The 25602-nt window shown below is 68.4% G+C and carries 26 protein-coding genes; 7 read left to right on the plus strand and 19 right to left on the minus strand.

The annotated features are described in order from the left end of the window. The 7 genes from AC07XP_RS22615 to rpmH all read right to left on the minus strand — a co-directional run. On the minus strand, positions 1–244 hold a 244-nt coding region (locus AC07XP_RS22615; protein ID WP_495265926.1), incomplete at its 3' end, for a zinc ribbon domain-containing protein. Between the two features lie 96 nt (positions 245–340). Beyond that, positions 341–802: a Crp/Fnr family transcriptional regulator gene (locus AC07XP_RS22620; RefSeq protein ID WP_095948399.1), complete on the minus strand. Its 462-nt coding sequence runs from the start codon at positions 800–802 to the stop codon at positions 341–343. A 101-nt stretch (positions 803–903) separates the two neighbouring features. Continuing rightward, the gene (gene mnmE / locus AC07XP_RS22625; protein WP_495265927.1) at positions 904–2316 is read right to left on the minus strand and encodes a tRNA uridine-5-carboxymethylaminomethyl(34) synthesis GTPase MnmE; all 1413 of its coding nucleotides are present in this window, start codon (positions 2314–2316) and stop codon (positions 904–906) included. Between the two features lie 74 nt (positions 2317–2390). Beyond that, the gene (gene yidC, locus AC07XP_RS22630) at positions 2391–4073 is read right to left on the minus strand and encodes a membrane protein insertase YidC (protein ID WP_095948401.1); all 1683 of its coding nucleotides are present in this window, start codon (positions 4071–4073) and stop codon (positions 2391–2393) included. Continuing rightward, complete coding sequence (gene yidD / locus AC07XP_RS22635) at positions 4070–4357, minus strand: membrane protein insertion efficiency factor YidD (protein WP_056574909.1); 288 nt, start codon at positions 4355–4357, stop codon at positions 4070–4072. The genes yidC and yidD overlap by 4 nt, the downstream gene beginning before the upstream one ends. Continuing rightward, positions 4354–4776 (minus strand): ribonuclease P protein component, encoded by a 423-nt coding sequence (locus tag AC07XP_RS22640; RefSeq protein ID WP_062480416.1) that lies wholly within the window; start codon positions 4774–4776, stop codon positions 4354–4356. Before AC07XP_RS22640 ends, yidD begins: the two co-directional genes overlap by 4 nt. Before the next feature lie 101 nt (positions 4777–4877). Next, entirely contained in the window at positions 4878–5012 is a 135-nt protein-coding gene (rpmH, locus tag AC07XP_RS22645) for a 50S ribosomal protein L34 (RefSeq protein WP_007834827.1), read from the minus strand. 308 nt (positions 5013–5320) lie between these two features. Between rpmH and dnaA the strand changes: the two genes are divergently transcribed. The 3 genes from dnaA to gyrB all read left to right on the plus strand — a co-directional run bounded on the left by dnaA (position 5321) and on the right by gyrB (position 10652). Next, positions 5321–6700, plus strand: coding sequence for a chromosomal replication initiator protein DnaA (dnaA, locus tag AC07XP_RS22650; protein WP_062480418.1), 1380 nt, complete (start codon positions 5321–5323; stop codon positions 6698–6700). 89 nt (positions 6701–6789) lie between these two features. After that, entirely contained in the window at positions 6790–7896 is a 1107-nt protein-coding gene (dnaN, locus tag AC07XP_RS22655) for a DNA polymerase III subunit beta (RefSeq protein WP_495265928.1), read from the plus strand. A 134-nt stretch (positions 7897–8030) separates the two neighbouring features. Then, positions 8031–10652 carry a DNA topoisomerase (ATP-hydrolyzing) subunit B gene (gyrB, locus tag AC07XP_RS22660; RefSeq protein WP_062480420.1) on the plus strand — a complete coding sequence of 874 codons (2622 nt, stop codon included), beginning with the start codon at positions 8031–8033 and terminating at the stop codon, positions 10650–10652. 85 nt (positions 10653–10737) lie between these two features. On the opposite strand, the gene AC07XP_RS22665 is transcribed toward gyrB, so the two are convergent. Continuing rightward, the gene (locus AC07XP_RS22665; RefSeq protein WP_495265929.1) at positions 10738–11901 is read right to left on the minus strand and encodes an ABC transporter substrate-binding protein; all 1164 of its coding nucleotides are present in this window, start codon (positions 11899–11901) and stop codon (positions 10738–10740) included. Positions 11902–12309: 408 nt separating this feature from the next. Between AC07XP_RS22665 and AC07XP_RS22670 the strand changes: the two genes are divergently transcribed. From AC07XP_RS22670 to AC07XP_RS22680, 3 genes are all read left to right on the plus strand, one after another. Then, a complete protein-coding gene (locus tag AC07XP_RS22670; protein WP_070063968.1) occupies positions 12310–12834 on the plus strand; it encodes a hypothetical protein in 525 nt (174 codons plus the stop codon). A 112-nt stretch (positions 12835–12946) separates the two neighbouring features. Continuing rightward, complete coding sequence (locus tag AC07XP_RS22675; protein WP_369630742.1) at positions 12947–13459, plus strand: hypothetical protein; 513 nt, start codon at positions 12947–12949, stop codon at positions 13457–13459. Positions 13460–13643: 184 nt separating this feature from the next. Beyond that, positions 13644–14840: a metallophosphoesterase gene (locus AC07XP_RS22680; RefSeq protein ID WP_495265930.1), complete on the plus strand. Its 1197-nt coding sequence runs from the start codon at positions 13644–13646 to the stop codon at positions 14838–14840. A gap of 12 nt (positions 14841–14852) precedes the next feature. Here the strand turns inward: AC07XP_RS22680 and AC07XP_RS22685 are convergent, their stop codons facing one another. The 4 genes from AC07XP_RS22685 to AC07XP_RS22700 all read right to left on the minus strand — a co-directional run bounded on the left by AC07XP_RS22685 (position 14853) and on the right by AC07XP_RS22700 (position 18534). After that, positions 14853–15353 carry a polyhydroxyalkanoate granule-associated phasin gene (locus AC07XP_RS22685; protein ID WP_307582449.1) on the minus strand — a complete coding sequence of 167 codons (501 nt, stop codon included), beginning with the start codon at positions 15351–15353 and terminating at the stop codon, positions 14853–14855. Between the two features lie 117 nt (positions 15354–15470). Further along, positions 15471–16448, minus strand: coding sequence for a lysylphosphatidylglycerol synthase domain-containing protein (locus tag AC07XP_RS22690; protein ID WP_495265931.1), 978 nt, complete (start codon positions 16446–16448; stop codon positions 15471–15473). Further along, entirely contained in the window at positions 16445–17722 is a 1278-nt protein-coding gene (clsB, locus tag AC07XP_RS22695) for a cardiolipin synthase ClsB (protein ID WP_159274228.1), read from the minus strand. Before clsB ends, AC07XP_RS22690 begins: the two co-directional genes overlap by 4 nt. A gap of 14 nt (positions 17723–17736) precedes the next feature. Beyond that, complete coding sequence (locus AC07XP_RS22700) at positions 17737–18534, minus strand: endonuclease/exonuclease/phosphatase family protein (RefSeq protein WP_062480435.1); 798 nt, start codon at positions 18532–18534, stop codon at positions 17737–17739. A gap of 209 nt (positions 18535–18743) precedes the next feature. On the opposite strand from AC07XP_RS22700, the gene AC07XP_RS22705 reads away from it, so the two are divergent. After that, positions 18744–19118, plus strand: coding sequence for a serine/threonine protein kinase (locus tag AC07XP_RS22705; protein ID WP_307695332.1), 375 nt, complete (start codon positions 18744–18746; stop codon positions 19116–19118). A 104-nt stretch (positions 19119–19222) separates the two neighbouring features. Here the strand turns inward: AC07XP_RS22705 and AC07XP_RS22710 are convergent, their stop codons facing one another. The 7 genes from AC07XP_RS22710 to xrtQ all read right to left on the minus strand — a co-directional run bounded on the left by AC07XP_RS22710 (position 19223) and on the right by xrtQ (position 25599). Further along, positions 19223–19801: a Spy/CpxP family protein refolding chaperone gene (locus tag AC07XP_RS22710; RefSeq protein WP_369645728.1), complete on the minus strand. Its 579-nt coding sequence runs from the start codon at positions 19799–19801 to the stop codon at positions 19223–19225. Positions 19802–19950: 149 nt separating this feature from the next. Beyond that, complete coding sequence (locus AC07XP_RS22715; protein ID WP_095948407.1) at positions 19951–21024, minus strand: flavodoxin family protein; 1074 nt, start codon at positions 21022–21024, stop codon at positions 19951–19953. Between the two features lie 77 nt (positions 21025–21101). Then, positions 21102–21995, minus strand: a complete 894-nt coding sequence (locus tag AC07XP_RS22720; RefSeq protein ID WP_062480448.1) for a pirin family protein — start codon at positions 21993–21995, stop codon at positions 21102–21104. Between the two features lie 72 nt (positions 21996–22067). Then, positions 22068–22832, minus strand: coding sequence for a GNAT family N-acetyltransferase (locus tag AC07XP_RS22725; RefSeq protein ID WP_495265946.1), 765 nt, complete (start codon positions 22830–22832; stop codon positions 22068–22070). Between the two features lie 2 nt (positions 22833–22834). Further along, positions 22835–24103, minus strand: coding sequence for a biosynthetic peptidoglycan transglycosylase (locus AC07XP_RS22730; RefSeq protein ID WP_495265932.1), 1269 nt, complete (start codon positions 24101–24103; stop codon positions 22835–22837). A 13-nt stretch (positions 24104–24116) separates the two neighbouring features. Beyond that, a complete protein-coding gene (locus tag AC07XP_RS22735; protein WP_495265933.1) occupies positions 24117–24686 on the minus strand; it encodes a hypothetical protein in 570 nt (189 codons plus the stop codon). Then, positions 24667–25599: an exosortase Q gene (gene xrtQ, locus AC07XP_RS22740; RefSeq protein ID WP_495265934.1), complete on the minus strand. Its 933-nt coding sequence runs from the start codon at positions 25597–25599 to the stop codon at positions 24667–24669. The genes AC07XP_RS22735 and xrtQ overlap by 20 nt, the downstream gene beginning before the upstream one ends. Positions 25600–25602 lie beyond the last annotated feature (3 nt).

Genomic DNA, 25602 nt, shown 5'->3' on the forward strand with positions numbered 1-25602 from the left:
GCTCGGGACTCCAGCCGTTGGACGCCGGCGACGACGCGCGCTTCGACTCGGCGGGGTCGAACAGCGGCGCGGGAATGGTCGGCGCGCGCAGCTGGGCCGGTGCGGTGGTGGCCCATTCGCGGTCGGCAGGGCTGGGCGCCGGGGGCGGCACGCGGTCGGCGGCCGACAGCCGGCCACCGCAGTTCCTGCAGAAATTGGCACCCTCGCGGTTGTCCGCGTCACAGACCGGGCAGATCAAGGCCATGGCTCACCAGCAATTCTCGGGATCGGAAACGAAGACTTGTTCTTGTTGTTGTGCGGCGGCTGGCAGCGCGCGGCGAGCCGGAAGGCTCCACTCGACTCAGGTGACGGCCACCCGCTTGGAGCGGTGCGCCATGCGCTTGGCGATCACGGCGCCGAGCGCCATCGCGATGTCCAGCGCCATGTTGGGCTGACGGTTCGACATTTCGGAGAACCGCACGGCCGTGAGGCGCCACACGCGCCCCGCGCCGGTGACCACCACGTTGGCCGCATGCGGCTCGCGCGAGAAGAACGAGCCTTCGCCCACCACCGAGCCCGGCGACAGCACGGCCAGGCGCATCTGTTCCTTGCTGCTGACGCGGTGCACGCTGATGGCGCCGCTTTCGACGAAGAACACCGAGCGGTCGTGCGTGCCTTGGGAGATCAGCACGTCGCCGACACCGGTCTCGATGGGCTGCAGATAACCCGCGAGCGTGTCCCACTGCGCGACGCTCAAGGTCAGCGCGAACGCGTCGGCGCTCAGGTTCTCCGCGATGGAGCGGCTCAGGTTCTGGATGGACATGTTTTTCTCGACCCCCGCAAGTGATCCGAAGTATCCGCGAAGGCCCCGAGGTTCGGCTACAACTGTTTACGCTTTCACCAGCGAAGCGCACGCATGTGTCGCTATTTCCCGATACAGAAGCGCGAAAAGATGACCCCCAGGAGGTCGTCCGCGCCGAACTCGCCGGTGATCTCGTTGAGCGCGTTCTGCGCCAGCCGCAGCTCCTCGGCCAGCAGGTCGAGCAGCTGGGCCTGCGCCGCCAGGTGGGCGGCCGCCAGCGCGAGGTGCGTCTCGACGCGGGCCAGTGCCTGGACGTGGCGTGCGCGCGCCAGGTAGACGCCCTCGGGCACGGCCTGCCAGCCGGCCATTGCCAGCAGCTGGTCGCGCAGCGCCTCGATGCCCGCACCGGTCTTGGCCGACAGGGCGATGCCTTCGGACGGCGGCGCGGCCGACCCCGCCGCGTCCTGCTTGTTCCACACATCGAGCACCGGCACGCTCGCCGGCAGCTTGCGCTGCAGGCCGGCCAGGATCTCGGCGTCGGCGGCGGCGTAGTCGGGCTGGCCGGCGCGCGTGAGGTCGTGCAGGAACAGCACGGCATCGGCGCTTTCGATCTGCCCCCAGGCGCGCGCCACGCCGATCTGTTCGACCTCGTCGGTGCTGTCGCGCAGGCCGGCGGTGTCGGCCACATGCAGCGGCACGCCGTGGATCTGGATGGTCTGCGAGACCACGTCGCGCGTGGTGCCCGCGATGGCGCTCACGATGGCCAGCTCGGCGCCGGCCAGCGCGTTGAGCAGCGAACTCTTGCCGGCGTTGGGCTGGCCCGCGATCACCACCTTGATGCCTTCGCGCAGCAACGCGCCTTGCTTGGCGCGCTGTTGCACGGCGGCCAGCTGCGCCTGAAGCCGTTGCAGCTGGCCGGTCGCGTCGGCTTTCTGGAGGAAGTCGATCTCTTCCTCGGGGAAGTCGAGCGTGGCCTCGACCAGCATGCGCAGGTGGATCAGCGCATCGCGCAGCGTGTGGATCTCGCGCGAGAAGGCGCCCGACAGCGAGCGCCCGGCGCTGCGCGCGGCCGCCTCGGTGCTGGCGTCGATCAGGTCGGCGATGGCCTCGGCCTGGGCCAGGTCGATCTTGCCGTTGAGAAAGGCGCGCTGGCTGAACTCGCCCGGCTCGGCGACGCGCAGGCCGGGCAGGCGCGGGCGGCCGGTGGCCGGATCGATTTCGGCCGCGGCCTCGAGGCAGCGCGACAGCAACAGCTGCAGCACGACCGGGCCGCCGTGCGCCTGCAGTTCGAGCACGTCTTCGCCGGTGTAGGAATGCGGCGTCGGGAAATGGATCGCCAGGCCGTGGTCGACCGGCTCGCCTTGCGCATCGCGAAAGGGCAGGTAGGTGGCTTCGCGCGGCTTGAGGGCGCGGGCGCACAGCGCCTGGACCAGCGGCGCCAGCCGGGCGCCCGACACGCGAACGATGCCGACCGCCCCGCGCCCCGGGGCGGTGGCGATGGCGACGATGGGATCGGTGGTGCGGGCGAGGGTCATGACAGCGCGATTCTTTCAGCAAAAAGCAAAGGGCCGCGGATGCGGCCCTTTGCGGGTGGCGGAGGCCGGCGGGCTTACTTGCCGAGCACGCCCAGTCGCTTGTTGATGAACCACTGCTGCGCGATCGACAGCACGTTGTTCGTGATCCAGTACAGCACCAGGCCGGCCGGGAAGAAGATGAACATCACGCTGAACGCGAGCGGCATGATCCACATCAGCTTGGCCTGCATCGGATCGGGCGGCGTCGGGTTGAGCCAGGTCTGGAACAGCGAGGTGGCCGTCATGACGATCGGCAGGATGTACCAGGGATCGGGTGCCGACAGGTCGGTGATCCAGCCGATCCACGGGGCGTGGCGCATTTCAACCGACGACAGCAGCACCCAGTACAGCGCGATGAACACCGGGATCTGGATCACGATGGGGAAGCAGCCGCCCATCGGATTGACCTTCTCGGTCTTGTAGATCCGCATCATTTCCTGCTGCATTTCTTGCGGCTTGTCCTTCAGCCGCTCACGCATTTCCATGATCTTCGGGTTGATGGCCTTCATCTTGGCCATGCTGGCGTAGGCCTTGGCGTTGAGCCAGTAGAAGGCCGCCTTCAGCAGCACCACGAGCGCCACGATCGCCCAGCCCCAGTTGCCCAGGATGCCGTGCAGCTGCGTGAGCAGCCAGTACAGCGGCTTGGAGATGATCGCGAAGATGCCGTAGTCCTTCACCAGGTCCAGGCCGGGGGCGATGGCTTCGAGCTTCTTTTCTTCTTCGGGGCCGGCGAACAGCGCGCTGTTCACGACCTGCGTGGCGCCCGGGGCGATCTTCGGCAGCGTGGCGACCATGGCCACGGTGAAGAGGTTGTCGCCCAGGTCCTTCACGCGGAATTCGCGGCGCAGCTGTTCGCTGGCCGGGTCGCCCTTGAGCAGCCAGGCCGACGCGAAGTAATGCTGCACCATCGCGATCCAGCCGTCGTTGGCCGGCGGCGGCGGCTCGACCTTGCCCTTGGCGATGTCCTTGAAGTCGAGCTTGTGGAACTTCTTCTCGTTGGTGTACGCGGCCGGGCCGGTGAAGGTGTTGGTGCCGAACATGGTGCCGGCGGCCACGGTGCCGTGGCGCAGCAGCTGCATGTACAGCTGCGCGTCGCGCGGCTGGTCGCTCACGTTGACCACTTCGTGGCGCACGCCGATGACGTAGTCGTCACGCTTGAACACGTAGGTCTTGATGTACTTCAGGCCGCCGACCGGGGCGCTTTCGAAGCTCACTTCGAGCGTGTTCTGGCCGTCGGCCATCGTGCGCGGACCGGCCTTGGGCGTCATGGCCGTCAGGTGGTTGGGGAAGGCGTCGCCGGCGACGGGGTTCAGCAGGCCGGTCTGCGCCACGTAGCGCGTGGCTGGCGAGCCGTTTTCGAACAGCACGACGCGCTTGGTGCGGTCGGCTTCGTCGTACTTGAGCAGTTCGAGGTGGTTGACCGTGGCGCCTTCGCTGTCGATCGTCGCCTTGAACAGGTCGGAGGTCACCACGACCTGCTCGCGCGGCGCGGCCGGGGCCGCCTGCGTGGGCACGGCGCCCGCGGTGCCGCCGGCTGCGGCAGCCGCGGTCGGCACGCCGTTGTTGGCAGCGCTGCCCGTGGCCGGCGCCGTGGCGGCGGGCTTGGTCGACGGCAGGAAGGTCGGCTTGTTGCCGTTGAAGACCTGCCATTGGTCCCACAGCAGCACGAGCGAGAAACCAAAAATCACCCACAGGATCGTGCGGCGGATATCGTTCATGACGAAGACTTCTTGTCGGAGGAGAGAAGAGACGAAAACAGCGATCCTGACTTGTCAGTGCGACGCTGAGATTTCGGTGGAACCGGATCGTGGCCGCCCTGGCACCAAGGCTGGCAGCGCGCGATGCGGTGCAGAGTCAGGTAGCTGCCCTTGAGCGCTCCGTGCACTTCCAGCGCCTCGATCGAGTACACGGAGCAGGTCGGCGTGAAGCGGCACGACTGCCCGAGCCAGGGGCTCAGCAGCAGGCGGTAGCCCTTCACGAGGCCGATCAGCAGGCGTTTCATGCGGAGGCAGGTGCGGGGGAGGCGGCAGCCGGTGCCGGCGGACGCCCGGCGCGCGCCAGCAATTGCTGGAGCTCGGCGCGCACGGCGGCCTTGAGCTTGTCCGAGGAGGCGCTCACGAACGCCTTGCGATCGAAACCGGCGCGCAGACGCACCACGTGCGCGGCACGCGGCAACACGACGCCGGGCGCGGCGCTCACGGCGTAGATCTGGCGCTTGATGGCGTTGCGCGTCACCGCGCGGCGTGCCCAGCGCTTGGGCACCATGGCGCCCAGCCAGACCTCATCGGACGGAAACAGCGAAGCGGCGCCCGATGGGGAAACATCGAGCGCACAGCGGTGCAATGCGAAATGGGCAGTGCGCGCCACGGTGGCACCTGCGAGGACGGCCTGGAATTGCGCGCGGGTCTTGAGCCGCTGCAAGGAAGCCGGGCCGCGGACGTCGCTGCTGGCGGGGCCAGGCGCAGAGGCTGCAGGAGCCTGCGCGGACGTGTCGGCGGCTGACAACGGCAGGTGGGGTGCCGTCAGACGGCCAGGCGCTTGCGGCCCTTGGCGCGGCGTGCGTTGATCACGGCGCGGCCGCCACGGGTCTTCATGCGGACCAGAAAGCCGTGGGTACGGGCGCGGCGGACTTTGGATGCTTGGTAAGTGCGTTTCATGATGGTTTCCTGATTCCCTGTTTGCGCCGGTTTCCGCATGAAGGCATGCAAAAACCCGGCGAGCGCTGGGGGAGCGAGTTTCGGATGGCCCCCGAAAGACGCTGTGAAGGCTTTTCAGGGAAACCCGCAATTATCGCAAACATTGGCCGCCGGAACAATCTTCGACTGGATTTGCGGGCCTTTCCATGTGCAGCGCAGCATGTGGATAAGGTTTTGACAAGTTAGAATGCCCGGCGCCTTCCAGCAGAGAATATCCACAATACCTATACAAGAAATGCCCGAGGGTTCCATCACTTTTTCAAGCGCCCATGTCGACTGACGGCATCGGCGAAAGCCTGTGGCAGGCCTGCGTCGACCAGCTCGCGCAGGAGCTGTCCGAGCAGCAGTTCAACACCTGGATCAAGCCCCTCACCGCGCAGGTCGCCGACGACCTTTCGCGCATGACGGTGTTCGTCGCCAACCGCTTCAAGCTCGACTGGATTCGGGCCCAGTACGCGGGCAAGATCGCGGCCATGGCCGAGAAGATGTACGGCCAGCCGGTCACCATCGAGTTAGCGCTCGCTCCTCGCGAAACCCCCGTCCGTGTTGCACCCATGGCCATCATGGCCGAAACGGATGTGCCGCGCGACGTGGCCGGCCCGGGCGAGGAACCGGCGGCCGCCGGCTTCAAGAACCGGCTCAATTCGGGGCTCACGTTCGACACCCTGGTCGAGGGCACGGCCAACCGCATGGCGCGCGCCGCGGCCATGCACGTGGCCGGCATGCCGGGCCACCTGTACAACCCGCTTTTCATCTACGGCGGCGTCGGCCTGGGCAAGACCCACCTGATGCACGCTGTGGGTAACCGGCTGCTGGCCGACCGGCCCGATTCCAAAGTTCTCTACATCCACGCCGAGCAGTTCGTGTCGGATGTGGTCAAGGCCTATCAGCGCAAGACTTTCGATGAGTTCAAGGAACGCTACCACTCGCTCGATCTGCTGCTGATCGACGACGTGCAGTTCTTCGCCAACAAGGACCGCACGCAGGAAGAGTTCTTCAACGCCTTCGAGGCCCTGCTGGCCAAGAAGTCGCACATCGTGATGACCAGCGACACCTACCCCAAGGGGCTGGCCGACATCCACGAGCGGCTGGTGTCGCGCTTCGATTCGGGCCTCACGGTGGCGATCGAGCCGCCCGAGCTCGAGATGCGCGTGGCCATTCTGATCAACAAGGCCCGCGTCGAAGGCACCGAAATGCCCGAGGAAGTCGCCTTCTTCGTGGCCAAGAACGTGCGCTCCAACGTGCGCGAGCTCGAAGGCGCGCTGCGCAAGATCCTGGCGTACTCGCGCTTCAACCAGAAGGAGATCTCGATCGCCCTGGCGCGCGAGGCGCTGCGCGACCTGCTGTCGATCCAGAATCGGCAGATCTCGGTCGAAAATATCCAGAAGACGGTGGCCGACTACTACAAGATCAAGGTCGCCGACATGTACAGCAAGAAACGCCCGGCCAGCATTGCACGGCCGCGGCAGATCGCGATGTACCTGGCCAAGGAGCTCACGCAGAAGAGCCTGCCGGAAATCGGCGAGCTGTTCGGCGGTCGCGACCACACGACGGTGCTCCACGCAGTGCGAAAGATTTCGGGCGAGCGCCAGCAGCTCACCGAACTCAACCAGCAGCTGCACGTCCTCGAACAGACCCTCAAAGGCTGAAGCCGAATGTCATCAAGAACGCCCCTCGCGACAGCGGAGAATGGCGTCCTGAAAGCTGATTCAAAGAGATAAGAGAAGAGGAAGAAGACATGATCGTTTTGAAGGCAACCCAAGACAAAGTTCTTGCCGCGCTGCAGTCGGTGGCCGGCATCGTGGAGCGGCGTCATACCCTGCCGATCCTGGCCAATGTGCTGATCCGCAAGACCGGCGGCCAGCTGCAGCTGACCACCAGCGACCTCGAGATCCAGATCCGCACCACCGCCGAGCTCGGCGGCGGCGAGGGCAACTTCACGACCACCATCGGCGCGCGCAAGCTGATCGACATCCTGCGCACCATGCCGGCCGACCAGACCGTGAGCCTCGAATCGAGCGCCAGCAAGCTCGTGCTCAAGGGCGGCAAGAGCCGCTTCACGCTGCAGTCGCTGCCCGCCGAAGACTTCCCGCTGGTGCAGGAAGCCGCCAATTTCGGCCCCGTGTTCAGCGTGCCGCAAAAGACGCTGAAAGACCTGCTCTCGCAGGTCTCGTTCGCGATGGCCGTGCACGACATCCGCTACTACCTGAACGGCATCCTGTTCGTGGCCGAAGGCAAGCAACTGAGCCTGGTGGCCACCGACGGCCACCGCCTGGCGTTCTCGTCGGCCATGCTCGACGTCGAAGTGCCCCGCCAGGAAGTGATCCTGCCGCGCAAGACCGTGCTCGAAATGCAGCGCCTGCTGTCCGACGCCGAAGGCGCCATCGAGATGCAGTTTGCGAACAACCAGGCCAAGTTCAGCTTCGGCGGCATGGAGTTCGTCACCAAGCTGGTCGAGGGCAAGTTCCCCGACTACAACCGCGTGATTCCCAAGAACCACAAGAACACCGTCACGCTGGGCCGCGCGCCGCTGCTGGCCAGCCTGCAGCGCACCGCCATCCTGACCAGCGAGAAGTTCAAGGGCGTGCGCCTGAACATCGAGCCGGGCACGCTGCGCATCGCGTCGAACAACGCCGAGCAGGAAGAAGCCCAGGACGAGCTCGACATCGACTACGGCGGCGACAGCATCGAGATCGGCTTCAACGTCACCTACCTGATCGACGCGCTGTCGAACATGGACCAGGACATGGTCAAGCTGGACCTGGCCGACTCCAACAGCTCGGCCTTGTTAACCATCCCCGAGAACGCATCTTTCAAGTACGTCGTGATGCCGATGCGCATCTAGACCCTGGAAAACACAGCGCCTTGCGCACACGACCCGCGGCCCCCCGCGGGTTTGCGCTTTCAAGAGGCGGCGAATTGAGCTTTTGAGAGCCCGAAAAATCACGGGAAACCCGTGAGAGACAGAGGAATATCCGAATGAGTGCAGAAGAGAACAAGCCCGACGTGCCGCACACCGAGCCGGTCTATACCCCCGAAATCCAGATCGTGGCGCCCGAAGGCGTCCCCGCCGACTCCAGCTACGGCGAAGGTGCGATCACGATCCTCGAAGGTCTGGAAGCCGTGCGCAAGCGCCCGGGCATGTACATCGGCGACACCTCCGACGGCACGGGCCTGCACCACCTCGTGTTCGAAGTGGTGGACAACTCCATCGACGAAGCGCTCGCGGGCCATTGCGACGACATCGTCGTCACGATCCACTCCGACAATTCGATCTCCGTCACCGACAACGGCCGCGGCATCCCGACCGGCGTGAAGATGGACGACAAGCACGAGCCCAAGCGCTCAGCCGCTGAAATCGCGCTCACCGAACTGCACGCCGGCGGCAAGTTCAACCAGAACAGCTACAAGGTCTCGGGCGGCCTGCACGGCGTGGGCGTCTCGTGCGTGAACGCGCTGAGCGTGAAGCTGCGCCTGATCGTGCGCCGCGAAGGCAAGATCCACGAACTCGAATTCAGCCGCGGCTTCGTGCAGAACCGCCTGCTCGAAACCGTGAACGGCTTCGAGGTCTCGCCCATGAAGGTCATCGGCGACACCGACAAGCGCGGCACCGAGGTGCACTTCCTGCCCGACACGGAAATCTTCAAGGAAAACAACGATTTCCACTACGAGATCCTCTCCAAGCGCCTGCGCGAGCTGAGCTTCCTGAACAACGGCGTGCGCATCCGCCTGCTCGACGAACGCACCGGCAAGGAAGACGACTTCTCCGGCGCCGGCGGCGTGCGCGGCTTCGTGGAGTTCATCAACAAGGGCAAGACCGTCCTGCACCCGAACTCGTTCTACGCCGCGGGCGAGAAGCCGGCCGACACCTACGGCGGCATCCCCGGCACGCACATCGGCGTCGAAGTGGCGATGCAGTGGAACAGCGGCTACAACGAGCAGGTCCTCTGTTTCACCAACAACATCCCCCAGCGTGACGGCGGCACCCACCTCACCGGCCTGCGCGCCGCGATGACCCGCGTCATCAACAAGTACATCGAAGAGAACGAGTTCGCGAAAAAGGCGAAGGTCGAAGTCACTGGCGACGACATGCGCGAAGGCCTGTGCTGCGTGCTGAGCGTGAAGGTGCCCGAGCCCAAGTTCTCGAGCCAGACCAAGGACAAGCTGGTGTCCAGCGAAGTGCGCGCGCCGGTGGAAGACATCGTCGGCCGCCTGCTGACCGACTACCTGCAGGAGCGCCCGAACGACGCCAAGATCATCTGCGGCAAGATCGTCGAAGCCGCACGCGCCCGCGAAGCCGCCCGCAAGGCCCGCGAAATGACGCGCCGCAAGGGCGTGCTCGACGGCATGGGCCTGCCGGGCAAGCTGGCCGACTGCCAGGAAAAGGACCCCGCCCTGTGCGAGGTCTACCTGGTGGAGGGTGACTCCGCCGGCGGCTCCGCCAAGCAGGGCCGCGACCGGAAGTTCCAGGCCATCCTGCCGCTGCGCGGCAAGATCCTGAACGTCGAGAAGGCCCGCTACGAGAAGCTGCTCACCAGCAACGAAATCCTGACGATGATCACCGCGCTGGGCACCGGCATCGGCCGCGCCGGTGCGACCACCGCGGGCGGCGGCGCGGACGACTTCAACGTCGCCAAGCTGCGTTACCACCGCATCATCATCATGACCGACGCCGACGTGGACGGCGCGCACATCCGCACGCTGCTGCTCACCTTCTTCTACCGCCAGATGCCCGAGCTGGTCGAGCGCGGCCACATCTACATCGCGCAGCCGCCGCTGTACAAGGTGAAGGTCGGCAAGGAAGAGCAGTACCTGAAGGACGGCCCCGCGCTCGACGCCTTCCTGCTCAAGGTTGCACTGAAGGACGCGAGCATCGAGACCGGCGGTGCCGCCTCGACCACGCTGTCGGGCGACACCCTGGCCGAGCTGGCGCGCAAGCACCAGGTGGCCGAGGCCGTGATTGCGCGCCTGCGCAACTTCATGGACGCCGAAGCTCTGCGCGCCATCGCCGACGGCGTCGCGCTCGACCTCGACACGCCGGCCGCCGCCGAGGCCTCGGCCGTCGCGCTGCAGGCCAAGCTGCGCGAGCTCAACACGACCGGCGTGCCGGCCGAGGTGAGCAGCGAGTTCGACGCCCGCACCGACAAGCCGCTGCTGCGCATCAGCCGCCGCCACCACGGCAACATCAAGTCCAGCGTGATCTCGCAGGACTTCGTGCACGGCGCCGACTACGACGCGCTGGCGCAGGCCGCCAACACCTTCCGCGGCCTGCTGAGCGCCGAAGGCGCGCTGGTCAAGCGCGGCGAAGGCGAACGCGGCAAGGAAGAAAAGGTCGACGACTTCCGCCAGGCCATGAAGTGGCTCATCGGCGAAGCCGAGCGCGCCACCTCGCGCCAGCGCTACAAGGGCCTGGGCGAGATGAACCCCGAGCAGCTGTGGGAAACCACCATGGACCCGACCGTGCGCCGCCTGCTGCGCGTGCAGATCGACGACGCGATCGAAGCGGACCGCGTGTTCACGATGCTGATGGGCGACGAGGTGGAACCGCGCCGCGAGTTCATCGAGCAGAACGCGCTGCGCGCGGCGAACATCGACGTCTGATCGATCGATCGATGGCGCGGCACCGGGCGGTGTCGCGCTGTTCACCAAGGGGGCGCCTGCAAGCGCCCCTTTTTTTTGATTCCTCTTACTGCTTGCGCTGCACGAACAGGTTGCGCTTGGCGTCCTCCGGGTACGCGAAGCTGATCTGCCCGTTGCGCACCACGCCCATCACCAGCATGTTGGGCGACAGCGCGTCCTTGTCGTTTTCCGAGAACGACTTGTCGTAGGTCGTGACCACGCCGTAGTAGGGCCGCTTGGGTTGCTCGAGCGCGGCCTTGATGAACGGGCCTTCGAGCTTGCCGCTGGGCACGTTGAACATCGCGTGGGCCAGCAGGTAGGTGGCGTCGTAGGCCTGCGCGGCGGCCATCGGCACCGGGATGCGCTTCGTGTTGAATTTGCGCGCGTAGTTGGAGAGAAACGACGAGCGCCGCTCGTTGCTCGGTTCGGCGATGAAGCTCTGCGCCATCAGCGCGCCTTCGGATGCTTCGCGGGCGCCCTCGATGAAGGACGGGAAGGACAGCGTCCAGGCGCCGACCTGCGGCACCTTCCAGTTCAAGGCCTGCCGGCTGCGCGCGATGACGGCGTTCTCGGGGCCCACGGTGTAGCTGAAGATGACGTCCGCGCCGGCCGCCTTGGCCTCCGACAGCTCCTTCGTCAGGTCTTTCACCCCAAGCGGAAATCTCCCCACGTACACGGGCTTGAGGTGCTTGGCCGCCAGCGCCTTCTCGACATCCTTGGCGCCCGCCTCGCCGTAGCCGGTGCTGTCGTGCAGCACGGCGACCCGTTTCCAGCCGCGCCCCAGCAGGTCGTCGACCACGAAAGGGGCCTGGATGCTGTCTTTGGGCGAGGTGCGAAATACATAGCTCGTGGCCGGCGGATAGGTCGACGTCAATGGCGAGCCGGTGGCGCAGGGCACGATCAACGGCAATTTCGCGTCATTGAAAACGGCCAATGAATTCATCGCCACGCCGGTATTGCAGAAGCCGATGGTGGCGACCACTTTTTCATTGACGAGGGCCTGGGATTGCGAGCGGCCGGTGTCCGGATTGGCCTGGTCGTCCTTGATCACCAGTTCGAGCGAGCGGCCCAGATACCCGCCCACGGCATTGATTTCGTCGACGGCCATCTTCACGCCGTTGAGCATGGGCAGGCCGAAATCGGCCGACGGCCCGGTGAAAGGGCCGATGACGCCGATGCGGATCGGCACCGGCTGCTCTGCGCTTGCCTGGGCGGCCAGTCCCAAACCCATCAGCAAAAAAACGAATCGGCGATTTGAATGAAGCATTTGGTTTGCGCGCTTTGAAAGGAAGCGCCGAGCCTAATTTCTTTGCCCGCCCTCCAATAGCTAGGGAATGCCCAGTCAATTGCGCACCAATTCCGTCTTTTGTTGCCAATTCAGCACAGGCCGCGGGGCCGGCGACGGCCCGAAACGCGCTCGTGCGCGGCGCGCCCGCGAGCCCCGTCTCAGGGTTTCCGATGAAAGACACCCGAAAAGTGCGACCGGCGCCCGTCACACGGGCGTCACCAGCTATGAAAACAATAGCATTCACCTGCGCAACGCAGAAGCTTCCTCGTAAACGCTATATCTAGCCCGACTCTTGCTAAGCAAAATTCCTGACGGATTTCCTGTCACGCAAGATCGAGGACACACAGAGCAATGAACCCCAAGCGTTTCCAACAGCCCGTGGCTGCACTGGTTCTGGGCGCCGCATCGGTCGCCGCGGCCTTCCTCGTGGCCGTGTCGCCGGCCCATGCGTTCTCGAACCCGCCGATCCAGGTCGCGCAGGGCATCGAATACATGTGCGGCGGTGCCGCCAAGGGCGAAGCCGCCTTCCTGGAAATGGTCGCGCCGCGCTGGGCCGCGACCATCGACTTGCGCGTGAACGACGGCAAGGGCGCACAGCAGGCGGGTTTCCCGGCCAAGGCAGCGATCCAGATCCGCCAGAAGTACACGGGCCAGACGGTGATGGAAGTGCAGACGCAGGCGCCCTACATGCTCGCGCGACTTGAACCGGGCGCCTACGACGTCGACGTGACGCTGGGCGGGCTCACGCTCACGCAGCAACTGGTCGTGATCGCCGGCATTCCGGCGCGCGCCTCGTTCGTCTGGCCGTCGAACTTCGACATGGCCTCGGTCGCACCACCGCTGCCCCAGGCGCTGGCACAAACCGCCGCGCGCTGACCCGACGCGGGCCGCTGCGGCCCGCGCGCAGTTAAGTCTTCCTTAAGTCGTGCCCGGCACAGTGCCTTCCTGCGTGGCGTGTCGCCACCACCGCCCGGAAAGGAAGGCTCCGATGTCTCTCACCACCAACCCCCTGTTTCTGTTCTCGCACGCCCGGCCCGTGGCCGCGGCGGCCGGCGCCGCCTTGCTGGTGCTGCTCGGCGGCGCGCTCTCGGCGCAGCCGGCCCAGGCCGCGATGAACCCGCCGATCCTCATGGCGCACGGCGTCGAGTACATGAGCGGCGGCATCGGCCAGGACGAGGCGCAGCTGATGGAAACCGTGTCGCCGCGCTGGCCCGCGAGCTTCGAATTCGCGATCAAGGACGGCCGCCGCGCCGACTTCGCGGCCGGCGTGCACGTCACCGTGCGCGACAGCCACGGCACGGCGCTGCTCGACAACGTGGTCTCGGGCGGACCGTTCATGGTGGCGCGGCTTGAGCCGGGTCGCTACGAAGTGGAGGCTCGCATCGGCGGCCAGACGCTGAAGCAAACGCTGCTGGTGTCGCCCGGTGCGCCGGCCAAGGCGCTCTTCGAATGGCCGGCGGGCACCGACATGGCGTCGGCCGGCACGCGCACGGTGCGGTAAGCGAGGCGGCATCGCGCCGCGGGCGGTGCCGAACGGGCGCGCCCGCGACGCCCCAACGCCCGCTATCCGGTTGCCCTGCGCTATAGAAAAAATAGCGACCCCGGCAGCTTTCGACGCCTTGAATGCGCGGCATGCGCCTTGCAGATGACGTGTCCCGGGCGATGCCCGCGTCCCCCCAGTCCTCATGCCGATCCGTCCCCTGAGCGTCCTGACCGCGCTGCTGCACGTCTACATCGCGCTGCGCCTGCTGCCTGCGCTGGCGTCGCTCACGCCTGCGTGGCCGCTGGCGCTCGTGCTGCTGGCGGTGTCGGCGGTCACGATGCCGCTGCCCTTCGTGGCGCGCACCCACCGCGCCGACCGCAAGGCGAAGCCGGCGGGCGAAACGCTGCACTGGATCGGCCTGATCAGCATGGGCTGGTTCTCCTCGCTGTTCGTGCTCACGCTGGTGCGCGACCTCGGCCTGCTGCTGGCCTGGCTGGCGAGCGCGCTCGGCGGCCTGCAAGTGCCCTGGAACAAGGTCGGGCCCTGGAGCGCGCTGGCAGTGCTGGCGCTGGCCACGGGCGTGTCGTTGGTCGGCTTCGTCAACGCGCGCCGCACGGCCGGCGTGAAGCAGGTCGACGTGCCCATTCGCGGCCTGCCCGCGGCGCTGGCCGGCTTCACGATCGCCCAGCTCAGCGACATCCACGTGGGCCCGACGATCCGCAACGGCTACATCCAGCGCATCGTCGACGCGGTGAACCGGCTCGGTGCCGACGCCATCGCAATCACCGGCGACCTGGTGGACGGCAGCGTGCCCGAGCTGCGCGAACACATCGCGCCGCTGGCGGGTCTGCGCGCGCGCCACGGCACTTTCGTGGTCACGGGCAACCACGAGTACTACGCGGGCGCGCACGCCTGGATCGACGAACTGCGCCGCCTCGGCCTGAAGGTGCTGCTCAATGAACACGTGGTGCTGCAGACGCGCAACGTGCGCGGCGCGCAGACCGACGAAGAGCTGTTCGAAAGCGCCCTGGTGCTGGCCGGCGTGACCGACTTCACCGCCGGCCACTTCGACGCCGCGCACGCGAGCGACCCGCACCTGGCGCTGTACGACGCACCGCCGCTGGTGCACACGCGCGTGCTGCTGGCGCACCAGCCGCGCAGCGCGCCGGTGGCGGCAGCGGCCGGCTACCAGCTGCAGCTGTCGGGCCACACGCACGGCGGCCAGTTCTTCCCGTGGAACCTGTTCGTGCCGATGCAGCAGCCGTTCACGGCCGGCCTGCACAAGCTGCACGACATGTGGATCTACGTGAGCCGGGGCACCGGCTACTGGGGGCCGCCGAAGCGTTTCGGCGCGCCGTCGGAAATCACGCTGGTGACGCTGGTCCCGGCGCAACCCTGAAACGCAGCGGCGTCAGGCCTGCAGTTCGGCCAGCAGTCGCCGCGCGTTCGACGTGGCGGCCGCGTGGATCGGCTTCAGGCCTTCGCGCGCAATGCGCACCGCCACCCCCGTGAGCTGACCCGCCGTGCTGGCACCGCGCGCCGTGGCCTGCACGAGCGCGTCGCCATGCGTGGCCGCCTGCGCCGGCGTGAAACTGCCGGCCAGCGAGAAGAGCGCCGTGGCGCCCTGCAGCCATTGCTGCCACGCGCGCTGGGCCAGCGAGGCCTGGCTGCTGTGCCACTGCCGGGCCATCGCCAGGCCCGACTCGCTCGCCGCGGCGAGCTTTTCGTGGCCCATCAAATGAAATTCCGCGAGGTCGGCGGCGCTGGGCGTGAGCCCGGCCTTCGCGATGCGCTCGGTGCGCATGCGGATCACCGTGCCGGACGACAGCAGGGTCTCGTGGGTCTTGAGGGCCAGGTCGACCCATTGCATCAGCGGGCTGGCCACGCGGGCGGTGGTACTGAAGGACGACATGGGAAGAGGGCACGTAGGGGAACAGAGGGCCACTATAGGCCTGCAAAGTGAAAATTGTTGCAGTGCAACAATTCCTGACCGTCATTTCACCGATCGATTGCTTTCTGCGGGCAATATTTAACGTTTGTTGTGGTTGTTGCCGGCATCCGCGCGCAAGCGCCGTGCACGCGCCTCGGTGACGAGGTAAGCGACGAGCGCCACGGCCAGCGGCAGCAGGTAATACAGCGCGCGGTAGGCCAGCAGCGCCCCCAGCAGCCGGGTGCTGGGCACCTCGTGCGCCAGCAGCGCAACGAACACGGCCTCCAGCACGCCGAGCCCCGCCGGCACGTGCGTGACCACGCCCGCCACGGCGGCGACCAGCAGCACCGCGAGCACCTGCGGATACCCGACCTCGCCCTGCAGCAGCACCCAGATCACGCCGCCGATGAGCGACCAGTTGACGCAGGACATCGCCAGCTGCAGCAAGGCCATCGGCAAGCTCGGCGTGCGCAGCGCATGGCCGCGCACGCGCCAGACGTGGCCATCGGAGAACGCGCACAGCGCCAGGTAGGCCAGCGACACCATGAGCAGCACCGCGCCGAGCATGCGCAGGCCGCCGCCGTCGATCTTCCAGTCGGGCGGCAGCGCCATCGGCCAGAAGCAGAAGGCGGCGCCGGCCACCACGAGGTAGCCGAGCCAGTTGGTCAGCATGCTGAAGCCCAGCACGCGCGTGATGGTCTCGTTGCCCAGCCCCAGGCGCGAGTACAGCCGATAGCGGAAGGCCACGCCGCCCACCAGCGAGCCGAAGTTGAGGTTGAAGGCGTAGCTGATGAAGGTCACGCCGACCACGGTGCCCGCGCCGAGCCGGTGCTTCGTGAGGTGGCGCCCGAGCAGGTCGTAGGTGCTGTAGAGCCCGAAGCTGGCGGCGGCCAGCGCGCCGGCCGCGAGCAGCGTGAGGGCCGGCAGCGCGCGCAGTGCGGCGAACACCTCGGCCCAGTCGATGGTGCGCGCCTGCTTCAGCAGCAGCCAGGCGATGGCGCCGAAGAAGGCCCAGATCGCCGCGCGCCGCGCCCACGGCCACCAGGGCCGGTGCGTGAGGGCCAGGGATGCGCTCATGCCGTCTCCGTGCGCGCCGTGCCCTCGTCGCCGCGCTTCTTCTGCTGCGCCATGAGATCGGTCGCCTCGGCCGGCGTCAGGCGCGGCGCGTGACGCGGCAGGCGGTTGAGCCACGACGGGTACCAGCGCAAGAAGTGAAAGACGAAGAAGCTGCGCACCAGCCGCCAGCCGCTCCATTCGCTGGCCAGGTCGTGCGTGCCGATCTGCTTGCAGCTGTGCTGCATGAGATGGTCCATGCGCTCCCACAGCACCTTGTTGAACGCGGTGTCGCGCACGACCACGTTGGCCTCGAGGTTCAGCGACAGGCTCAGCGGGTCGAGGTTGCTCGAGCCCACGGTGCTCCAGCGGTCGTCCATGAGCGCGACCTTGCCGTGCAGCGGCCGGTCGCAGTACTCGTAGATGCGCACGCCCGCATGCAGCAGGTGGTGGTACAGCATGCCGGCGGCCGTCTTCACGATGGGCATGTCGGGCTCGCCCTGCAGGATGAGGCGCACATCGACGCCGCGCCGCGCCGCGCGCCGCAGCTCCTTGATGAGCCGGTAGCCCGGAAAGAAATACGCGTTGGCGATCACGATGCGCTCGCGCGCGGCGCGGATCGCGGCGCGGTAGTGGCGCTCGATGTCGTTGGTGTGGCGGCGGTTGTCGCGCGTGACGAAGATCGCGTCGGCCTCGCCCGCTGCGGCCTGCAGCTGCGACACGGGCGGCGCCTGCTTCAGCCTTCGCCGGAACCAGCCCACGCCCTTGCCGCCGACCGCAATCGCGCGCAGCACGAACTGGTGGATCTCGGCCACGATCGGCCCGGCCAGCTCGACCGCGTAGTCCTGCTTGGCCTTGGGACCGAAGTCGAGCAGGTGGTCCTCGGAGTAGTTGATGCCGCCCACGAAGGCGCGCTCGCCGTCGACCACCACGATCTTGCGGTGCATGCGGCGGAACACGTTGAGCCGCTGGCCCAGGAAGCGCTGGCCCGGGTCGAACACGCGCACCTTGACGCCGGCCGTGGCCAGGCTCTCGAGGTACGCGTGCGAGAGATCGGGCGAGCCGAAGCCGTCGATCATCAGGTCGACCTTCACGCCGCGCTGCGCCGCCGCGCGCATGGCCGCATGCAACGCCAGGCCCACCTTGTCCTCGAACAGGATGAAGGTCTCGATGATCACTTCGCGCCGCGCCGCGCCAATCGCTTCGAACACGCGCGGAAAGAATTCCTCGCCGTTCTCCAGCAGGTCGATGCGGTTGCCGCCGGTCCAGTGGCCGGCACGCTCGGGGGTGTCGCGCATGGGGGCCTCGCTGCTCACAGGTCGATGTCCGCCACCAGCGGGGCATGGTCCGACAGGTGCGACCACGGCCGGCGCGGCAGGACCACGGGCGCGTGCGCGCCCGCGTTGCGCACGTAGATGCGGTCCAGCGGCAGCAACGGCAGGCGCGCCGGGAAGGTGCGCGCGGCGCGGCCGTGGGCATGCACGAACACCTCGCGCAGCGACGCGCCTTCGGCCAGCACGTCGTGCGCGCGGGCGCGCCAGTCGTTGAAGTCGCCCGCCACGATCAGCGGCGCGTCGGCCGGCACCTCGTCGCGCACGATGTGGCACAGCAGCTCCAGTTGCTGCTGGCGGTGCGCCTCGGCCAGACCCAGGTGCGCGCAGATCGCATGCACGTCGACCGTGCGCCCGGGCAGGCGCAGCACGCAGTGCAGGAGGCCGCGCTTCTCGGGGCCGCTCACCGACACGTCGTGGTTGCGGAAATGCACGATCGGAAACTTCGACAACACCGCATTGCCGTGGTGCCCCTTCGGATACACCGCGTTGCGCCCGTAGGCGAACTGCGGCCACATGGTGTCGGCCAGGAATTCGTAGTGCGGCGCCTCCGGCCAGTTGTTCACGGTGCGCGAATGGCGCGCGTGCGTGCCCATCACCTCCTGCAGGAACACCACGTCGGCGCCCACGGTGCGCACCGCGTCGCGCAGCTCCGGAAGGATGAAGCGACGGTTCAGCGCCGTGAAGCCCTTGTGGGTGTTCACGGTCATGACCTTGAGCGAGGCCGGTGCGGCGGCGACAGCGGCCTCGGGCAGCGGGGAAGTGATGGGGGAGGACATCGGTGTTCCCGTTGTACGTGGCCGCGCCCGCGCCGACTGTAGGAACGCGCCACCTTCTTCGCGTGCCTTTCACGCAAGGGCGGCGGGCTCCTACAGGCAGGCCTGCCGCACCCCCACACAGCGCCCGAAACGAGGCTCCTACGGTGGTTTCAAAGCCGATGCCAACGCGCTCGGCTTTGTGCCTTTTTTCATCTGCAAAGGAGCTTTCCATGATGACCACCCTGCAACGCCTGACGATCCCCACCGCGCTGCTCGCCGCCCTGCTGGGCGCGGGCCTCGCCCAGGCCCAGAAACCGACGCCCGTCGAACCGATGGCGGGCGACAGCTCGATGCCCGTCTCGCGCGAAGCCGTGAAGGCCGAGGCCCGCGCGCAGAACCGCAACAACGCCAACAGCGTGGTACCCAAGGGCGAAGCCAGCACCACCGTGAACCACCAGCCCAACGCGATGCCGTCGCCCACCGGCGAGCGCTCGCGCGCCGAGGTGCGCGCCGAGACGCAGCACGTGAAGCCGCGCTTCGGCCAGCCGGGCGAGCGTCCGGCGGTGCCGACCAACCCGACCGAGAAGACGGGCACGCCGCAGTAACGCTGACTGCACGCGTCCACGAAAAAGCCCGCGATGCTTTGCGCATCGCGGGCTTTTTTTGCCCTTTCCTGGAGGCCGGCTCCCTTCAGCCGGCCGCCCGGTCGTCAGCTCTTGGCAGGCGCTGCACCGTGGTGGCCTTCATGCCCACCGCGATGGAAGCGATGGCCGTGGCCCGCGAACTTCGCGGTCTCGGCGTCGAAGGTCTTCTGCTGCTCGGGCGTCAGCGCGGCGTAGAAGGTCTTGGTCGCTTCGGCGCGCTTGGCGAACCGGGCGCTGCGCTCGGCCTGGCGGGCCTGCATGTGCTCCAGGCGCTGGGGCGTGGTCAGCTTGGCGAACTCGGCGCGGTCCATGCGCTGCGGGCGGGCGGCACCGGCCGGCGGCTGGCTGGCCTCGGTGAAGCTGCTCCACGCGCCTTCCTGGGCGCTGGTGAGCTTGAGCTTGTCCTTCAGCGCGGCCAGGCGCTTGGCACGGTGCTCCTTCATGCGCTCCATGCGCTGGGCCGGGTCCATGCGCTTGTGCTGCGCCTTGGGTGCGGCGGTGGCATCGGCGGGGGCCGTGGCGGCCGTGGGTGCGGCGCTCGACGGCGCGGTGGCGGCCGGCGCCTGAGCGAAGGCACCCGAAGAGGCGAGGGCGGCCGAACCCAGCAGGCTGGCCCAGACGATGCGTTGGCGAAGAGAGATCATGAGAGTCGCTTCCTTTCGAAGAAGTCCGCCACCAAAGGGCAGCGGGTGAGACGAAGTGTGGAGCGCCTCTGTAACGCGTCCGTGAGCCGAACGTGAGCGTGCGTAAAGAAGCATGAACCGCAGCGCGGGCCCGTGGCCTGCAGCGTGACTTATTTGGGCCGGGGCGCCTTCAAGCCGCGGTCGGGCACCTGCAGCTTGCCGGCGCGCAGCGCGGCCACCGCGAGCACCACGGCGCGCGCAACGTTGCGCACCTCTTCCTGCACGTCGGCATCGGCGTCGAGCGCCTCGTGGCTGGTGGCGTAGGGCGCGTAGTAGCCGATGTAGCGGTCCAGCCGCGCCTGCGCGCCCGCGTCGACCAGGCCCATCCAGTCGAGCCAGTCCGTGAGGTTGCGGCGCAGGCCCTCGGGGCCGGCCACGTCGCCGTGCACCACCACGCCGTAGACGCGGCCTTCCAGGTGCTTGGGGTAGCCCCAGCCTTCGAGCTCCAGCGCCTTGGCCTCGTCGGGCTTCTTGCCGTGCGTGCTGGTGGGGTCGGGGTTGCCGCCGTCGGCGCACACGAGGCGGTCGATCATGAGCTTCAGCGGGCTCGCGGCCTGGTACCAGTGCGTGGGCGTGAGCACGATCACGCCATGCGCGGCCACCCAGCGTTCGTAGATCTCGTTCATCCAGTCGCCGGTCTGGCGCAGCGCGTGGTTGGGGTAGCAGCTGCAGGGCCAGTGGCACAGCGGCATCGCGGTGGAGACGCAGCCCTTGCACGGGTGGATGTGGCGGCCGTAGTCCGACGTGAGTCGGCTCAGGTCGAGCACGTCGACCTCGATGCCGCCGCCTTCGAGCACCTCGCGCGCGCACTGCGTGAGGCGCCAGGTCTTGGAGATTTCACCGGGACAGGTGCCGTCGTTGCGCGGCGAGCCGTTGACGAGCAGCACGCGCGAGCGCGTCTCGGGCCGGCCCCAGGCGTCCTGCGCCGCGTCGATGCGCGCGCGGGCGTCGAGCCAGTCGACCGAGAGCTCGTAGTCGGGGTCGGCATAGCCAGGCCCGGCGCGGCGCGTGACGGGCGCCTTGCGGCCTTCGTCGTAGGCTTGCCAGGCGATGTCTTCCAGGCGACGCAGCGCCTCGGTCTCGGCCCGGAACGCCGGGTCGTGGAAGCTCTGCATGAAGCGGTCGTGGAACTCGGCGCGCTGCAGCATCGGCGGCGCCTGTCCCTTGCGTATCGTGGGAGGCATGACCGCAATCTAGGCCGCGCACCGGCCGGCGCGAACCGCACGCGACGCCGACTTGCGGTAGGCGGGCGACTACAGGCTCAGCCGAGTTTCCCGTTCTGGAAGTCGTGCACCGCCTGCTTGATCTGCTCGGGCGTGTTCATCACGAAGGGCCCGTACTGCGCGATGGGCTCGTTCAGCGGACGGCCCGCGATGAGCAGCGCGCGCGCCGGGCTGTGGTTGCTGGCGCCGGCGCGCAGCACCGTGCCGTCGCTGCCGGGGTCGTTCGCGAGGATGGCCATGCGCCGCGTCGGCACCTCGCTGCCCGCGATCCACAGCGATTCGCGGAACACGTAGACCAGCGCGTTGTGGTCGGGCGGCAGCGGCTGCGCGAACTCGGCGCCGGGCGGCAGCGTGATGTCCAGGTACAGCGGGTGGGTGTGCGCGCGCTGCTCCGCGCCCACGACGCCGTGGCTGGTGCCGGCGATCACGCGCACGTGCGCGCCGCTGGCGGTGGTGAACTCGGGGATCTCGCTGCTGCGGATGTCGCGGTACCAGGGCTCGCGCATCTTGTCCTTGGCGGGCAGGTTGAGCCAGAGTTGAAAGCCTTCCATCAGGCCTTCTTCCTGCTCGGGCAGCTCGCTGTGCACGAGGCCGCGGCCGGCCGTCATCCACTGCACGCCGCCGTTCTCGAGCAGGCCTTCGTGGCCCGCGCTGTCGCGGTGGCGCATGCGCCCGGCAATCATGTAGGTGACCGTCTCGAAGCCCCGGTGCGGGTGGTTCGGAAAGCCGCCGATGTAGTCGCCCGGGTTGTCGCTGCCGAAGGCATCGAGCATCAGGTAGGGGTCGAGCCGCTTCTGCAGCGGCTGCTGCAGCACGCGGGTGAGTTTGACGCCGTCGCCGTCACTGGTGGAAACACCGGCCACGATGTGGTCGATGCCGCGCGGGGTGGCGACGGGATCGGTGGGGTGGTGGTGGGCATGAACGTTCGTCATGCCGCCCATGGTGGCACCAAAGCCCCGACCGCGCCACCGGTGGGGGTGCCCGCCGGCCGGATGCCGTTCAGCTCAGCGCGGCCACTGCTGGCGCTGCCAGTAGCAGTACTGCCAGCGCGTCTCGAAGCCCGCGCGGCGGTACAGCGCCAGCGCCGGCTGGTTCTGCGCATCGACCTGCAGGAACACCCGTTCGACGCCGCGTGCCAGCGCCGCCTGCGCCAGGCCGGCGAGCACGCGCCCGGCCAGGCCGCGCCCGCGCTGCGACTGTTCGGTGCGCATGCCATGCACGCTGGCCCAGCCGTGGCCGAAGGCCATGGCGCCGGCGGCCACGGTGGCGCCGTTTTCGCGCACGCTGGCAAAGAGCGAGCCCGTGGCGCGCGACAGCGAACGCACGCGGTGCACGCCGTCGACCGGGTCGAAGCCTTCGCCCAGGAACAGCGCGGCCCAGTCCGGATCGGGCGTCGCGTCGACGTCGGCCAGCCGCGCGTCCGCCGCGACGAGGTCGCGCATGCGCCGCGCCGAGCCGATCTGCACGCAGGTCGGGCTGTCGGCCATGTAGTGCCGGCGCGCGAGTTCGGCGCGCAGCGTGTCGAAGCAGGCGGCGTCGGCCAGCCGCAGCGCGGGCGCGACCTGGCGGCTGTCATACCGGTCCTCGATGCGGTCGAGCGTGGCGGCTTCCACCGGGTCGCGGTGCAGCGGCACGGCCGAGCGGGCGCGCTTGACGGTGCCGCGGTCGAAGGGCAGCAGCCAGCCGTCGAGTTCCTCGCAGGCCTCGGGGGCCACCGCGGCAACGGTGGCGCGTTCGATGGCCTCGATGTCGGGCGGGGCCACGTTCATCGTCACTGCACGGCCTCCGGTGGCGCGTACTTGGCGGCGGCCACGCTCTTGAGCAGGGCCTCGCGCTGGTTGCGGCTGATGCCGCGCACGCTCTCGGCCACCCACTTGGTGCGGTCGGCATCGATGTGGCCGTCGCGCCGCCATTGCTCGAGCACGGCCTGCGGCTTGTGCAGCATGGCCGCGAGCCAGACCGCCTGCGCCGGTTCGAGCGTGCGCGCGCTGCGCTTGAAGTAGCGCCGCGCCGCAGCCTCGCCGCCACAGAGGTTGCCGCCCCACGGGGCGTTGTCGAGGTACAGCTGCAGGATGCGGGCCTTGCCCAGCGTCTGCTCCATCTCGACCGCATAGAGCAGCTCGCGCAGCTTGCGCTCGGCCGTGCGGTCGCTGCCGGTGACCAGCAGCTTGGCCAGCTGCTGCGTGAGCGTGCTGCCGCCGCGCCGGGTCTGGCCGGGCTTCTGGTTGTGGTCGATCGAGGCGAGGATTTCGGTCAGGTCGTAGCCGGCGTGGCTGAAGAAGCGCTGGTCTTCCGCCGCGATGACGGCGCGCGCCAGCCAGCTGTCGTTGGCCAGCTTGCCCGACGGGCCGCAGCTGGTGCGCGCGCCCAGCATGGCCTCGGTGCCCAGCCCTTCGACGGTGAACTGGCCGATGGTCGGCTGCACCGCGAAGGTGGCGTCGGGCAGCAGCAGCTGCGCCTGCAGCGCCAGCGTGCCGCCGATGCGGGCGCGCTGCAGCTCGGGCAGCGCAGGCACCAGCACGGCATACCAGCGGGCGATGGGCGCGTCCTGCACGCGGACGTCCAGCTGCAGGTTCTTCGGCGCGAGGCGGCCGGTCCAGGTGCCCTGGAGCAGGGCGTTGCTGTCCGCCGCCTGGGGCGTGGCCTCGAAGGTGCCGGCCAGCGTGTTGCCGTCGCGCCGCACGGTGGCCACCAGCCGCTCGACCTTGATCGGCTGCGTGCCGAGCGCAGGCACGTCGGCGCTGCACGGCGCGCAGCGCATCTGCTGCTGGCCGGTTTTCTCGTCCCAGGTGAAATGCACGGTGCCGAAGCGGGTGTCGAGCGCGTGGCCGTCCAGCCGCGGCGCGAACCAGGACGAAGTGGCCAGGCGCACCGCGGTGGGCACGCCGATCTCGAACGAGAGCGGGCCGGCCTTCACCGTGGTGCTCCATTCGCCCGCCGCCGGCGCAAGGGCGATCTTGGCGATCAGGAAGATGGCCACCAGGGCGGTCAGGACGAGGGCCAGCAGCCCGAAAAGCACGAATCGCAGGGTCTTCTTCACAAACACGTTCTCATCACATCGGTCTTGCCACGGTGACAGCTTGCCACGGACCGTGCGACTGGCCGCTGGCCGCCGCCCAGTACCAAGCCGAAGTGTCGGTGAAAGCCGTGCCTTGGGCGTCGACGATGCGCTCGCAGACGCGGAAATTTGCCGTACCGTGCCGTTGCGCCACAAAACAGCGCCACATCCGCGCTTGCGCGTCGCGTTCCAGCCGCGCCTGTTCGATGCGGTAGCCCAGCGCGCGGTAGCAGTCGGCGGCCGGATGCAGCATGCGCGTGGGCCGGTTCACGGCGCGCATCACCAGCGTCTGCGGGCCGTCGGTCATGCGGCCGATGGCGCCCGGGAAGCGATCGGCAAAGCGCTGCTCGACCTCGCTCAGCGCCAGCGGGCGCAGCGGCACGCCGTCCCACTGGCTGGGCCATTCGTGGGAAGCCACGGCATCGGCTTCGGCCGTCGGCGCGCTCAGCGCCGCGGCGGCCGACCAGAGCACGCACAGCAGCATCGCCAGCGCGAAGGCGCTCTTGTGCCCCACGCGGTTGATGAAATGGTTGGCGAACCAGCGCTCAACGAACGGTATCGACACGGCGGCCTCCTTCGGCGGTGATCAGGCCCGGCAGCGGGCGTTCGAGGTCGATGCGCGGTACAGCGCGCGCCGGCACCATCAGGCGCGCGATGGCGCCGCACACCACGGCCAGCAGCACCAGCCCCAGCGCGTTGTGCGCCCACGGCGCGAGCGCGTGGCCGGCGCCTTCAAAAGCGATCAGCACGCTGTTGCGCACGATGTTGCCGGCCAGCACCAGCAGGCCGACGGCCGGCAGGCGGCGCAGGAAGGCGCGGTCGCTGCGCCGCGCCCACAGTGCGACCGCGCAGGCCGTGAAATAGCCCAGCCACACCATCTGCACGCCCGAGCAGGGCGCGTCGACGATCACCAGGCGCCCGTCGACCATCAGCGTGGCGCCTTCGCGCGCCACCTCGAAGCCCGGCGCGAGCAGCCAGCGGCTGGCTTCGGCCGTCACCACGCGCAGCGGGTAGCCGGCGTAGAACTGCAGCGACGACAGCAGCGGCAGCGCCAGCACCGACAGCCCGGCCACCGGCAGCGCCGCCACGCCGCGCGGCAGGAAGGCAAGCAGCCCGGCCGCGAGCGAGAGCACCGCCACCAGGCCCGAGGCCAGCGGCGGCAGCGCGGGCAGGCCACCCCCGCCCGTGCGCAGCAGCGTGGCGAGCACGGTGCCCACGCCGGCCAGCGCCAGCCAGCCCAGGCGCGGCGAGGCGCGCAGCTCGCGCCGGCACTGCCAGGCGAGCGCGGCCAGGGCGACCAGCGCCACGAGGCCCAGCGGATCGTCGGAACCGTCCTGCAGGCGGCGCGCCATCCAGGCCCAGGTGGGCGCGAGCGCGGCGCACTGCAGCGCGAGCCAGCCGAAGGCCGGCGTGCGGTCGATGCGGATGGCCCAGTCCACGACGCGCGGATGGTGGTGGGCCAGGGTTGCCAGAGACATGGT

Source organism: Variovorax sp. GW531-E2 (genome assembly GCF_059423125.1).

Bases quoted from the DNA above. Each gene is read 5' to 3' on its own strand.
- AC07XP_RS22675 (WP_369630742.1), top strand. From the start codon at position 12,947: ATGTCTCTCACCACCAACCCCCTGTTTCTGTTCTCGCACGCCCGGCCC.
- mnmE (WP_495265927.1), bottom strand. From the start codon at position 2,316: ATGACCCTCGCCCGCACCACCGATCCCATCGTCGCCATCGCCACCGCC.
- AC07XP_RS22725 (WP_495265946.1), bottom strand. From the start codon at position 22,832: ATGAACGTGGCCCCGCCCGACATCGAGGCCATCGAACGCGCCACCGTT.
- AC07XP_RS22680 (WP_495265930.1), top strand. From the start codon at position 13,644: ATGCCGATCCGTCCCCTGAGCGTCCTGACCGCGCTGCTGCACGTCTAC.
- AC07XP_RS22705 (WP_307695332.1), top strand. From the start codon at position 18,744: ATGATGACCACCCTGCAACGCCTGACGATCCCCACCGCGCTGCTCGCC.
- yidC (WP_095948401.1), bottom strand. From the start codon at position 4,073: ATGAACGATATCCGCCGCACGATCCTGTGGGTGATTTTTGGTTTCTCG.
- AC07XP_RS22620 (WP_095948399.1), bottom strand. From the start codon at position 802: ATGTCCATCCAGAACCTGAGCCGCTCCATCGCGGAGAACCTGAGCGCC.
- clsB (WP_159274228.1), bottom strand. From the start codon at position 17,722: ATGCGCGACACCCCCGAGCGTGCCGGCCACTGGACCGGCGGCAACCGC.
- AC07XP_RS22710 (WP_369645728.1), bottom strand. From the start codon at position 19,801: ATGATCTCTCTTCGCCAACGCATCGTCTGGGCCAGCCTGCTGGGTTCG.
- gyrB (WP_062480420.1), top strand. From the start codon at position 8,031: ATGAGTGCAGAAGAGAACAAGCCCGACGTGCCGCACACCGAGCCGGTC.
- AC07XP_RS22685 (WP_307582449.1), bottom strand. From the start codon at position 15,353: ATGTCGTCCTTCAGTACCACCGCCCGCGTGGCCAGCCCGCTGATGCAA.
- dnaA (WP_062480418.1), top strand. From the start codon at position 5,321: ATGTCGACTGACGGCATCGGCGAAAGCCTGTGGCAGGCCTGCGTCGAC.
- xrtQ (WP_495265934.1), bottom strand. From the start codon at position 25,599: ATGTCTCTGGCAACCCTGGCCCACCACCATCCGCGCGTCGTGGACTGG.
- AC07XP_RS22720 (WP_062480448.1), bottom strand. From the start codon at position 21,995: ATGACGAACGTTCATGCCCACCACCACCCCACCGATCCCGTCGCCACC.
- dnaN (WP_495265928.1), top strand. From the start codon at position 6,790: ATGATCGTTTTGAAGGCAACCCAAGACAAAGTTCTTGCCGCGCTGCAG.
- AC07XP_RS22715 (WP_095948407.1), bottom strand. From the start codon at position 21,024: ATGCCTCCCACGATACGCAAGGGACAGGCGCCGCCGATGCTGCAGCGC.
- rpmH (WP_007834827.1), bottom strand. From the start codon at position 5,012: ATGAAACGCACTTACCAAGCATCCAAAGTCCGCCGCGCCCGTACCCAC.
- AC07XP_RS22670 (WP_070063968.1), top strand. From the start codon at position 12,310: ATGAACCCCAAGCGTTTCCAACAGCCCGTGGCTGCACTGGTTCTGGGC.
- yidD (WP_056574909.1), bottom strand. From the start codon at position 4,357: ATGAAACGCCTGCTGATCGGCCTCGTGAAGGGCTACCGCCTGCTGCTG.
- AC07XP_RS22700 (WP_062480435.1), bottom strand. From the start codon at position 18,534: ATGTCCTCCCCCATCACTTCCCCGCTGCCCGAGGCCGCTGTCGCCGCC.
- AC07XP_RS22690 (WP_495265931.1), bottom strand. From the start codon at position 16,448: ATGAGCGCATCCCTGGCCCTCACGCACCGGCCCTGGTGGCCGTGGGCG.
- AC07XP_RS22665 (WP_495265929.1), bottom strand. From the start codon at position 11,901: ATGGGTTTGGGACTGGCCGCCCAGGCAAGCGCAGAGCAGCCGGTGCCG.